At 38.8% G+C, this 11,837-nt stretch carries 9 protein-coding genes; all 9 read left to right on the forward strand.

From position 1 onward, the window contains the following. The 9 genes from G628_RS0101855 (at position 1) to G628_RS0101895 (ending at position 11,805) form a co-directional block, all read left to right on the forward strand. On the forward strand, positions 1 to 1,062 hold the full coding sequence (locus G628_RS0101855; RefSeq protein WP_027208308.1) for a glycosyl hydrolase family 18 protein: 1,062 nt from the start codon (positions 1 to 3) through the stop codon (positions 1,060 to 1,062). Between the two features lie 215 nt (positions 1,063 to 1,277). Continuing rightward, on the forward strand, positions 1,278 to 1,664 hold the full coding sequence (locus tag G628_RS0101860) for a GntR family transcriptional regulator (protein ID WP_026655000.1): 387 nt from the start codon (positions 1,278 to 1,280) through the stop codon (positions 1,662 to 1,664). Next, positions 1,661 to 2,566 (forward strand): ABC transporter ATP-binding protein, encoded by a 906-nt coding sequence (locus G628_RS0101865; RefSeq protein WP_026666692.1) that lies wholly within the window; start codon positions 1,661 to 1,663, stop codon positions 2,564 to 2,566. The genes G628_RS0101860 and G628_RS0101865 overlap by 4 nt, the downstream gene beginning before the upstream one ends. Then, entirely contained in the window at positions 2,538 to 4,736 is a 2,199-nt protein-coding gene (locus G628_RS0101870) for a hypothetical protein (protein ID WP_027208309.1), read from the forward strand. Before G628_RS0101865 ends, G628_RS0101870 begins: the two co-directional genes overlap by 29 nt. Next, positions 4,733 to 5,653, forward strand: a complete 921-nt coding sequence (locus tag G628_RS0101875; protein ID WP_081670519.1) for a carbohydrate ABC transporter permease — start codon at positions 4,733 to 4,735, stop codon at positions 5,651 to 5,653. Before G628_RS0101870 ends, G628_RS0101875 begins: the two co-directional genes overlap by 4 nt. 8 nt (positions 5,654 to 5,661) lie before the next feature. Further along, entirely contained in the window at positions 5,662 to 6,603 is a 942-nt protein-coding gene (locus G628_RS0101880) for a carbohydrate ABC transporter permease (RefSeq protein ID WP_051198951.1), read from the forward strand. Beyond that, on the forward strand, positions 6,600 to 8,159 hold the full coding sequence (locus tag G628_RS0101885; protein ID WP_027208311.1) for an HlyD family efflux transporter periplasmic adaptor subunit: 1,560 nt from the start codon (positions 6,600 to 6,602) through the stop codon (positions 8,157 to 8,159). Before G628_RS0101880 ends, G628_RS0101885 begins: the two co-directional genes overlap by 4 nt. Positions 8,160 to 8,161: 2 nt before the next feature. After that, complete coding sequence (locus tag G628_RS0101890) at positions 8,162 to 9,367, forward strand: ABC transporter permease (RefSeq protein ID WP_027208312.1); 1,206 nt, start codon at positions 8,162 to 8,164, stop codon at positions 9,365 to 9,367. Then, the gene (locus G628_RS0101895; RefSeq protein ID WP_026654990.1) at positions 9,334 to 11,805 is read left to right on the forward strand and encodes an ABC transporter substrate-binding protein; all 2,472 of its coding nucleotides are present in this window, start codon (positions 9,334 to 9,336) and stop codon (positions 11,803 to 11,805) included. The genes G628_RS0101890 and G628_RS0101895 overlap by 34 nt, the downstream gene beginning before the upstream one ends. Positions 11,806 to 11,837: the final 32 nt, after the last annotated feature.

The raw sequence follows: 11,837 nt of genomic DNA on the forward strand, positions 1-11,837 counted from the left end.
ATGAAGAAGAGAGCTTATACAGTGCTTTTGATGGCGGCAATATGTATTGGAACATTCTGTGGCTGTGGGGACACTACAGATAATGACAAAGACACCGCTTTAGGAAGTGAAGCTGAATATGCTACTGTGATCACCGGCGGAAATGGGGAAGAAGCCAAGGATGCATCTGTCTGGTATCCATATTGGGATAATGCAACTGCTGATGAGGAACTTGCCGCTATTGGCGATGACCTTGGTACGATCTGCTTCTTTGCAGCGTACTTTGACAAGAACAGCAATATGTTTATTCCCGATAATATCACGGACAAGATAGGACAGTTCGATAAGTCGGGTTATTTAAAAGGAAAGACAACATTTCTTACAATAGTTAATGATAAGTTGCTTGATGAGGGTTCATCCCTGAAAGACACTGAGCTTTTGTATGAGATATTGGGGAGTAGCGACCTTGCGGAAAAGCATGCGGACAATGTAATAAAACTTACCAAGAAATCCGGTCTTGGTGGAGTTGAGATTGATTATGAGGCTATTAAAAAAGACACTGAGCTATGGGGACACTTTAACGAATTCATTAAGGTGTTGTCAGAAAAGGCTTCAAAAGAGGGACTCCTGCTCAGGGTTGTATTTGAGCCTTCAGCGCCAATAGGCAGCTATGAATGGCCTGAGTATCCGGAATATGTGATGATGTGTTACAACTTAAAGGGCTACGGTACTGATCCGGGGCCAAAAGCGGATGTGGCATTCATAAAGGATATGTATGAAAAGATGACTGTCCTTAAAGGTAAGATCAATTTGGCGTTTGCCACGGGAGGATTTGATTTTGCCGAAGACGGATCGGTAAAACAGGTTAATTACAGAAATGCTGTGACTCTTTGTGAAGAATATAATGGCGAAATTGCCAGAGATCCTGACAGCAGTGCGTTACATTTTGAATACACCGATGATGCGGGACATAAGCACGAGGTGTGGTACGCAGATCAGGAAACGCTTAAAGTTTGGACTGATACAGCCAAAGATGCCGGATGTGAAAAGTTTTCGATATGGAGACTAGGTGGTAACTTCTGACCGTATATTTTGCAGACAGAAAATCACAAAGAAAAAGTCATAAAATCGGTATTATAAGTGGGTTTATCAATGTCGATTTTATGACTTTTTTTGTAGAAAAAAAGTAGTTGCAATATTGGATACGAGATGATATTATTTTAGTGTACTAAGTTGAATAGTACACTTATTGTTTGTTACTAAGTTATATCATAAATTAAATGACGGATGGGAGAACTATGAAAATTATAGACTACCAAGACAGCAGACCTATTTATGAGCAGATAGTCGAGAGTTTTAAATTACAGATATTTAAAGGTATACTCCAGGCTGATGAGCAAATGCCTTCTGTCAGAAGTCTTGCAATGGAACTTTCCACTAATCCCAATACGGTTCAGCGTGCATATACGGAGCTGGAGCGGCAGGGGTTTATTTATACTGTTAAAGGTAGGGGAAACTTTGTCAAGGGAGACGATACTCTTAAAATAACCAAGAAGCAGGAAGTGATAGATGAAATCATGGAACTGTTTGTTGAAGCCAACGCTATAGGAATTGCCTATGACGAAGTATTATCGGAGATAGAAGAGAGGCTAGCCGAACTTAAGAAGGAGGAAGGAAAGGCGTGATTGAGTTAATTGAACTTAACAAGGCGTTTGATGACATCAAAGCTGTCAATCATGTTTCACTGAAGATTGCTGACGGTGAAGTTTTTGGCCTTGTTGGGACAAATGGGGCAGGAAAGAGTACTACGCTTAGGATTATTGCAGGAGTTATCAAACCGGATTCCGGTGTTGTATGTGTTGATAACAGACCTGTATACGACAATCCTGACGTAAAGAAGGATGTGTTTTATATTTCTGATGATCAGTACTTTTTCCCTAACAGTACACCTAATGATATGGCAGGTTTTTATGCATCGGTGTATGAAAATTTTGATAAAGAAAAGTTTTATAAGTTTTTGACAGGCTTTGGCCTTGATAAAGACAGAAAGATAAATACCTTTTCCAAAGGTATGAAGAAGCAGGTATCAATCCTGTTGGGATTATGTGCGGGAACCAAGTACCTTCTTTGTGATGAGACATTCGACGGACTTGATCCTGTTGTCAGACAGGGAGTAAAGAGCCTTTTTGCAGCCGAGATGGAAGACAGAGGTTTGACTCCCGTAATCGCTTCACATAATTTAAGAGAACTTGAAGATATATGCGATCATGTGGGACTTCTTCATAAGGGCGGTGTTATTTTGTCTGAAGATATTTCCGACATGAAACTTAATATGCAGAAAATTCAGTGTGTATTTAAGACTGAAGAAGATGAGAAAAAGGCACTTGAAGGACTTGATGTGCTTATACATGACAGGCGCGGAAGACTTCATACTATTACCGTCAGGGGTGAGAGGGCGGATATAGAGGCTGCATTTAAGCGTGCAGATATGATTTTCTTTGAGATATTGGCTCTTACATTGGAAGAGATCTTCATTAGTGAGACGGAGGTGGTTGGATATGACATCCGCAAATTCATCATGGGTTGATAAAGTTAAAGCAAATAAAAATATAATGAGCAACAAGAGTTTGTGGTCATATGTAATGGTCGCTCCGGTTATGTTTATCGCTTTTGTTGTACCGATGGTGCTTTTGTTCATCAGATCGCATCACTTTGGAATTGAGCATGAGCAGGAAGCAGCTCGGATGCTGTATGAAAAGCAGGTAGTAGTTATGCATACTATCGGACTTGGCTCAATGTTTTATTTTTTGATAGGTGCTCTTGGAATAATATATGCATTTACTAAGTTTTCTTATCTCTTTAGTATGAGTAAGCTTGATTTTTATTTAAGCCTTCCTACTACAAGTGCAAGAAGAATGCAGAGTGCTTATTTCGTTGCGGTTACCAATTTTATAACCATATTCCTCGGCGTAGAAGTTGTTGCAATTCTTACCGCATTGGCATTTGGGGCGTTAAACGCCGCTCTTATCATTGCTGTTCTTATTCAGACAGTCAGAATGATAATATTTTTCTACACATGCTTTACTATAACCACACTTGCCATATTGCTGTGCGGAACAAGGATTATTGCACTTATACTGACAGCTATTATGCTGTATTTCCCATATATAATCGGTGAAGAATTCCATTATCTGAATCGAGTATTCTTTTCAACAGCAAGTTATATGTCGGAAAATACGGCCATTTTGTCACCTTGTAACGATGTAAAAAACCTTGCAAATAACATAATGCACAGATATGAATACTATTCGATAGATAAGTCTTTTGATATTTCAAGCGTTATGAGTAATTATCTTCGTTTAATCAGATATGACATAGATATGATCGTTACTGCAATCATAGCAACAGCGTTGGTTGTATTTGTGTACAAGTACAGAAGAGCAGAACATGTAGGAAAGACTGTTATCTTCAGACTTGTAAGATGGGCATGTAAGGTTCTTGTTTGTGTAATAACATCGCTTGGCGGAATGGTTGTTCTTCATACGATTTTTGATATGACATGGAATCGTAAGCTTTATGTTTTGCTCTGCATTGCAATGCTTACAATATGTGCTTTTACTGGTTCGATTATTGAAATCTGTCTCGACTCGGATGTAAAGAGCTTTGCTAAAGGAAAACGTCAGACTTTCATGGCAATGGCTATACTTTTACTGATTTTTTTTATATACAGAGGTGACCTTCTTGGCTATGACAGTTATGTCCCGAATGCGTCATCTGTTGAGAGTGTGGCTCTTTTTAATAATGATTTCGGATACTATTATCAAAGTGAATATATTCATGGTTTTAATTCCTCAATAGATTGGCACACTTATTCCTTCAAAAATATGAAGATTACGGATATGGATACATTTCTTCCGATTGCCCAAAAGAGTATGGAGTGTGCCAGAAAAGCTGACGGTGATTATTATAAATACGGGTGGGAAGAGAAAATTCTCTATAATCTTAAAGACGGAAGAAAAGTTTATCGTGATGTTGTGATTCCTTATGATATTGATCCCGCGCTTATGGATAAGCTTACAAGCAGTGAAGAATTTATAAAGGGACATGTTCCGTGTTTTGGCGATGACTTTTTTAGAGCAGAACAGATATCAACCGGAGAGGCGTCAATGACGTGTTCTTTCCCCGGGGGAGATGAATTTACAACAGATGTATCGGTTATGGGAGATTTTATAGAAGCATACAAGCAGGATATTCTGGAACACTACAAATTCTCTTATATAAAAGATACCAGTGCTATCGGAGAAGTGGATTTTAATAATGATCCTTATACTTCTTATTATATGCCTGTATTTGAGAATTTTACACGTGTAATAGATGTGCTGACAAAGAATGGTCTTTATAAAGGAAAAGAGTATCCTGTTGACAAAATACAGGAACTTACGGTTACTGATAATTTTCCCGGGTATAACTTTAATGAGATGTCTTTGGAAGAACAAAGAGAAGTCTATGACAAATGGTATTATGACGGAAAAGATTTTGGTTTTAACGTAGAAACATATACCGATAAAGACAAGATAAAAGAAATCATGGAAAACTGTATATTTGAGAACTATGTTGAGTGGGAGAATCCGTTTGATAAGGTAGACAAGAAGTTTAATGTATCATTTGATGACAAATATCAAGATGCTTTTACATATCACTATAGCTTCAAGAAAGGATCTGTTCCTAAATTTGTTTATGAGGATTTTAATAAGTGAAGATAAAGTCTTTGATTACTGAAAGAACTAAACAACCGAAACAAAGAGTAAAGACTGTAGGAAAGAGAGAACTTATTTCATGGTTCTTTCTTCTCCCTTCGCTGATCGGAGTATTTGTATTTTTTGTGGCACCGTTCATGGTTATTATAGGTTATTCATTTATGAATAACCCGATACAGAAAGAGTTTGTCGGATTTAGTAACTTTGTGAATGTTTGGAATAATGACGCGTTTAGGAAAGCGGGACTTAATACTCTTAATTTTTCCTTTACCGCGGTGCCGCTTGCGGTTGTACTATCGCTGATACTTGCTGCAGTGATGGAATCAAGGATTCCTTTTAAGAGCTTTTTCAGGTCGTCGTTCTTAAGTCCGCTTATGGTTCCGACGGCATCGATAGTACTTATCTGGCAGGTAATGTTTCATCAGAACGGAATTGTAAACAATGTTCTTGCAGCGCTTGGGGATACATCCAAGACAGACTGGCTTAAGTCAGATAAAGCATATGTTGTTTTGCTTACGCTTTTTTTATGGAAGAACCTTGGATATAACATGATCCTGTTCATGTCTGCGCTTGCAGGAATTCCAAAGGAACTTATAGAGGTTGCAAGAATAGAAAGTGCCGGTAAATTACAGATATTTTGGCATGTGAAGCTTAGGTTTATATCACCTACGATAATGTTTGTGACTATTATGTCGCTTATCAATTCATTTAAGGTTTTTAGGGAGATATACCTGCTGACCGGAGATTATCCTTATGACACGCTTTATATGCTGCAACATTACATGAACAATAAATTCGCATCGCTCGACTATCAGATGCTTTCTGCGGCGGCGATAATCATGTTCATAATTGTTTCGATACTCATATACTTTTTGATAAAGTTTGAGGACTCATACGGTAAAGACGTCGAAGGATAATAGCTTTTATGGAAAATGAGTTTAGCAAAATATACAGAAAAAGAATAAAACAGAAAAAAGAACTTGAAGATAGAACAAAGAAGATCATAGTAACAGTTTCGGCAATTATATTCGCATTTTTCTTCATAATGCCGACACTTCTTACGCTTACCAATTCGTTTATGGCTGCGACAGAGATAAATGCGAATTACGGTTCAATTTTTGATAATTACGGCAAAAACGAAAATGGAGCGAGGACATACATTTCAAAGACTGTAAATCTAAAGTTTATTCCGGATATGGTTACTTTTGATCAGTATTACACGGTTCTTTTAAAGAGTCCGGAGTATCTTCTGAAGTTCTGGTATTCGATGATATATACGGTTCCGATAGTTATAGTACAGCTTGCACTTGCATCTTTTGCGGCTTACGGTTTTTCGCGGCATGAGAGCAGGATAAAAAATGTGGTATTTTTCGTTTATGTCATTCTGATGCTTATGCCATATCAGGTCACACTTGTTCCGAACTATCTGGTTTCGGATTTTCTGGGAATTCTGGATACAAAGTGGGCAATATGGTTTCCCGGATTTTTTTCACCGTTCGCAATATATCTGCTAACCAAATTTATGAAGCGAGTTCCCAAGGAACTTACAGAAGCGGCAGAGATAGACGGCGCCGGTGAATGGGAGATTTTTTCAAGGATACAATTTCCGCTGTGCAAGGGCGGGATCGCTTCAATAATGATATTGGTATTTTTCGACTATTGGAATATGGTTGAGCAACCTCTTATCTTACTAAAGGATGTAGATAAACATCCGCTGTCGGTATTTTTGTCAAAGATCAATCAAGGTGAGATAAGTCTTGCGTTTGCAGTTGCGGTAATATATTTAATTCCGCCGTTGTTATTGTTCTTGTACGGCGAAGATTATTTGGTGGAAGGTATTTCCTACCAAGGAGGAGTCAAAGGATGAGTAATGAAAATCAGCTTATCGTTGAAGATAAGGATACAGACAAAGAGAAGGACAAAAAGAGGGATAAAAAAGATATTGTAAAGAACGTAGCAATTGTTTTTCTTTGCATTATGCTTGCGCTGACATTCTTTTCAAATACCATCATGAATTATTCGCTTGCACAGGTTGCGACCACTGCGGTGGATAGCGGAGAAATAATCAAGGAAATTCCTATATCCGGAGAAATTGTCGCAGAAGACCCGTATGAAGTTACAGTAAAAGAATCGAGAAAGATTTCAGGTGTTGCCGTAAAGGAAGGCGCACACGTAAAGAAAGACGACATTCTCTTTTACCTTGATGATATAGAGTCGGAAGAGTTTCTTGCAGAAAAAAAGAATTTGGATGATCTTGAACTTGCATATGATAAAGAGCTTTTTTCGGGAAATGTTCCGGATGATGTTATTACAAATGTTCGTAAAGGAAAAAAGTCATCACATGATAAACTTCAGAGTGAATTGAAGGCGGCAACTGACAGATATGATGCGGCACTTGATGCAGACCGCGCGGCTCAGGCGCAGATTGACGCAATTACTCAGAAGGCATCTACAGATAGCGCTGACAGTGCTTATAATGCAGCAACTCCCGGATATACTCTTGCACAGGCTCAGGCAGATCTTGCTGATGCGCAGGCTCGTGGAGATGAGGACAGAGTAGAGGATCTACAGAAAAAGGTAGACGAACTTACAAAAGATCAGAGCCAACTTACTAATCTCGGAACGCAGCTTGATGCGGACAATCAGAAAAAACTTGCTGCGGCTACGGCGGAGAAGGCTAGGACTGCTGCAGAACTTGAGACAGCTACAAAGGAAAAGGAAAAAGTTTTGGCAAGCCTGGGATCAGAGATAGGTCTTACGGATCTAAAGGATAAGATTGCTGAGTCAAAGGCAAAACTTGCAAAGCTTGAGGCTGAATCAACAGGAGCAACCATTAAGGCACCCGTTGACGGAATAATCTCCAGCATAAATAAAGTTGCCGGAGAAAAGACAAATGCAGAAGAACCCGTTGCGGTTATTCAGGTTGACGGAAAGGACATGACACTTGAGTGCTCCGTAAAAGTTGAGCAGGCAAAGAGAGTAAAAGTCGGAAACGTTGCCGAACTTACAAATCCGTACAGCTTTGAAAAACCTGAGGAATTTAAGGCGATACTTAAGTCCATTAGAAATGACAAAAAAGATCCTGCAAATATGAAGGTTTTGACTTTTAAGATCCAGAGTTCCGAGGTTACTCCGGGACAGGAAGTATCTCTTAAGATGGGTGAAAAGCCCAAGCATTATGATCTGATTGTTCCCAATAATGCGATCAAAGGCGCAGATAACAGGAACTACGTACTTGTTCTTACAGAGAAGAGTTCCCCTCTTGGAAACAGATATATTGCTACAAAGGTTGAAGTAAATACTCTTGATTCAGATTCGAAGAATACAGCTATTGAGGGTAATCTTCCCGAATATTGCAGTATTATAACAACAGCTTCAAAAGCGATAGAGCCCGGAGATCAGGTAAGACTTGCAGAGAAATAATTATGGATAAAGAAAAAGTATCAGAGTTTAATGAAAAAGCAAAAAATAAAATAAAGACTTTTTTAATCGAGGCAAAAGTACCGCTTATACTCATTACGATACTGCTTTTGATAGATCTTATTCTGGGAATTATAACAAGATTTATGGTTGGGAGTATGCCAGATCAGAATGTTATAGGAAGGTTATCTGTTGATGATAAATGGACGCATGTGAGTGTTTTTTATGCCCAGAATCAGTGTATTGATGAAAATGCCATCAAGAAGCTTGAATATGATTTTAAGAATAAGATGGTTGACGAGGGCGGAATCAATGAAAAAAAGCTGAATTTCAGCAGTTGTTACAGTGCTCAGGGATCTGTAGGCATTAGCTACGATAAAGATAAGGAGCCGTATAAGACTCGTGCCATAGGAGTCGGAGGAGAGTTTTTTCTTTTTCACCCGCTTAATTTTGTGACGGGTAATGCATTTAAAGATGATCCCACGATGTCCAATTATATTGTGTTGGATAAGCAGATAGCGTGGGATATGTTTGGATCCAGCGATATATGTGGAGAAGTTGTTTATATCAATAATTTTCCGCACTATATTGCAGGTGTTGTAGACAGAGAAGAGGGAAGGTTTAGTGATGCTGCGGGACTTAAAGAACCTGTTATCTATATGTCCTATGAAAGCCTTTCAAGATTTGGAGATATTTACAGCGGCAGAACAGTAGAAAAAGAGATTTCCGAAACCGGACAGAAAGCGAAGTTCGGTGGGATTAATTGTTATGAGATTGCTTGCCCCAATCCTGTAGAAGGGATTGTTTGCAAATATATAACTGAGAGTTGCGGTCTGGATGGCGGATCGGTGCACATCTGCGAGAATTCAGAGAGGTTTAAACCTATGTCGCTTCTCGAAGTTGCAGCTTCTTTTGGTACAAGAAGTATGTGGCAAAAGGCAATATATTACCCTTATTGGGAAAACATTGCCAGAGGATACGAAGATGTTTTATCTGTCCTTTTTATTATTGGACTGTTTTTGAAAGTGAGCGTTGTTGTGACAGTCATCCTTTTTGTAAAGAATTGCTATACGCATAGGGAGACTGATCTTCACGGCTTAATGGAAAAACTGGCTGATAAGAAGTATGAACTTGAAGTGAAAATTAATGACAGGAAGAAGAAAAAGAGGATAAGTAAATGGGAAAAAGACAATTTGTCGGGAGAGCAGTAAGTTGTTTGCTTGTATCCGTACTTTTGGCAACATCGATGACCGGATGCGGTAAAAAGAAAAATAGTGGCGTTTCATTGGAAGATGCCAAGAAAATTGATAAAAACTGTATTTTTAAACAGGAAGACATTGAAGGTATTCTTGAGCCGGGCGAAGAGGTATCTGTTCTTACAAGTGCCGGAGATAAGATCAAGGTTGTTGCAAATACTGAAAATGGAAAGTGCAGATTGATCTCTTTTAATTCTGATGGATCCGATGTTCAATCAGTAGATGTCGGAAGCGGAAAAGATACTTATGTATATAATTGCGTATTCGATAAAGACGGAAACGCTTATATGAGAGTCTACGTAGGTGACAGAGATATGATGTACGGTGGGAGCGTAGAAGCTGATGATTCTGAAGATGCTTCTGCAGAAGAAGTTTCATCTGCAGATTCTTCTGCGTCAGACGCTTCAGTGGCTGATACTGCTACAGCAGACGCTTCTGTAGCAGAAACATCAGCTGATGAAGCTAATGCTTCTGAAGACAGTAAGTCTGAAGGTGATGCGTCGGAGGAAGGAAAATCTTATTTTGTAAAGCTCGATCCTACAGGAAAAGAGCTTGCAAAGGTTGATCTTGACCAGTTTTCTAAAGAAGGAGCCGGTGAAGATGAAGGATTCGATCTTTACAATATGATTTGGACTGAGAAATATGGTCTTATCGGTCTTTCGGAAGAAGCAATTCAAACTTTTGATGAGAAAAACGGACCTCAGGTTCTGATCGAGAAAAAGAAGATCTGCGGCGATGACGGATGGATCAACAATATGTCTAAGCTTTCCGAGAATGAGCTTCTCTTGACATATTATGATGGTTCGGGAGAAGGTGGCGAAATCAACGCGATTTTTGACCTTGATAAAAAAGAAATCGGTAAGAAGCTTGATGGCTTCGGTAAGTACAGTAATTATAGTTTCTTTACAGGCGGCGAGGGAAATCTGTACGCATCAAACGAAGACGGTATTTTTAAATATGACATGAACGCAGGTAAGCTCAACAAGCTTCTTGATCTTAGAGATTCCAACATAGGTAACGGTGGATATATGTGGTTTGATGCCGTTGCACTAAGTGATACGGAGTTTATTGCAAATATTCCCGGATCGGATGATGAAAGAGGCAGTGGTTCGATTTTGGCAAGACTTACCAAGGTTAATCCTGAAGATGTAGTTGATAAGACCGTTATTACACTGATGTCACAATACATGAATGGTGATATCGGAAATGCGATCATGAAATTTAACAGATCAAACGATAAGTATATGATCAAGATGATCAATTACGATACTTTGTATCAGGATGATTGGGAAGCTGCACAAAAGCAGTTTAATCTTGATATCACTTCGGGAAAAGCTGCTGATATTATCTGTGTTTCAAATAATGAAGCTGCATTACGTAAGTATGTTGATAAGGGAATATTGCTCGACCTTACACCTGCATTTGAAAAAGGCGGTCCGCTTGGAGATATCGAGTATCTTCCCAATGTGGCTGAAATGATGAAAATTGACGGTAAATTCTATACATTCATGCCTTCGTTTTATGTTGAAACATGTTCAGCGAAGACAAAATTCCTTAATGGAAAAACAACTCTTTCATTTAAGGATTGGGATGATATTATTAACGCCAACGGTGCAAAATATGATCTTGCATTCGGAACGTATAACTCAAGAGAAAATGTCGGATCATATTTATGGACATATTACGGCGACAAGTTCGTTGACTGGAAGAATAAGAAGTGTAACTTTAACAGTCCGGAATTTATTGAATATCTGAACTTTGTAAGTAAATTCCCTGATGAGGAACATCAACACGAAAGTGAAGAAAACGGAGAGTGGGTTCCTGAAGAAAAATATGTCCAGGAAGATAAAACATTGTTCTACAGAACATACCTCAATAGCTTTGAGGAGTATGGACGTATTAAGCAGCTCACCTTTAAAGAAGATTTTGAATTTATAGGATTTCCTAATGACAGCGGTGAGAATCTGGCAGCAATTTATCCTTCTACATTTGCCGTAAACAGCAAAACAGAACATAAGGATGTTATTTATGATCTGATCAAGAGTATTTTGACTGCGGAAAAGGATGCTTTCTATGGATTCTCTCCGGTTAAGGCTAAGTTTGAAGAACAATTTGCTGAGGCTACAAAAGAAAAGCCTGAAGATGATTATAGATCGACCTGGTGGGATCAGGTTACCGGAAAGGAAGTAAAGGCAAAACCTCTTACTCAGGAGGAAGCGCAGCTTGTGAAGGATTATATCCTTGGTATCAAGTCGCTTGAATGTTATGACGAGGAAGTGTCCAAGATTGTTGAAGAAGAGACTGCAACATTCTACAGTGGACAGAAAACGGCTGAACAGGTTGCTGAAGTTATTCAGAACAGAGTTACTACATATCTGAATGAGAACAGCTAACGACTTGAATGTTCAGTCAAGATTTACGGAGA

This window comes from Butyrivibrio hungatei NK4A153 (genome assembly GCF_000424465.1).
GTDB lineage: Bacteria > Bacillota > Clostridia > Lachnospirales > Lachnospiraceae > Butyrivibrio > Butyrivibrio hungatei_A.

What these genes read in the sequence shown, in the direction of transcription:
- G628_RS0101855 (WP_027208308.1), top strand. Translation starts at nt 1, where the DNA reads ATGAAGAAGAGAGCTTATACAGTGCTTTTGATGGCGGCAATATGTATT.
- G628_RS0101860 (WP_026655000.1), top strand. Translation starts at nt 1,278, where the DNA reads ATGAAAATTATAGACTACCAAGACAGCAGACCTATTTATGAGCAGATA.
- G628_RS0101885 (WP_027208311.1), top strand. Translation starts at nt 6,600, where the DNA reads ATGAGTAATGAAAATCAGCTTATCGTTGAAGATAAGGATACAGACAAA.
- G628_RS0101880 (WP_051198951.1), top strand. Translation starts at nt 5,662, where the DNA reads ATGGAAAATGAGTTTAGCAAAATATACAGAAAAAGAATAAAACAGAAA.
- G628_RS0101895 (WP_026654990.1), top strand. Translation starts at nt 9,334, where the DNA reads ATGGGAAAAAGACAATTTGTCGGGAGAGCAGTAAGTTGTTTGCTTGTA.
- G628_RS0101870 (WP_027208309.1), top strand. Translation starts at nt 2,538, where the DNA reads ATGACATCCGCAAATTCATCATGGGTTGATAAAGTTAAAGCAAATAAA.
- G628_RS0101890 (WP_027208312.1), top strand. Translation starts at nt 8,162, where the DNA reads ATGGATAAAGAAAAAGTATCAGAGTTTAATGAAAAAGCAAAAAATAAA.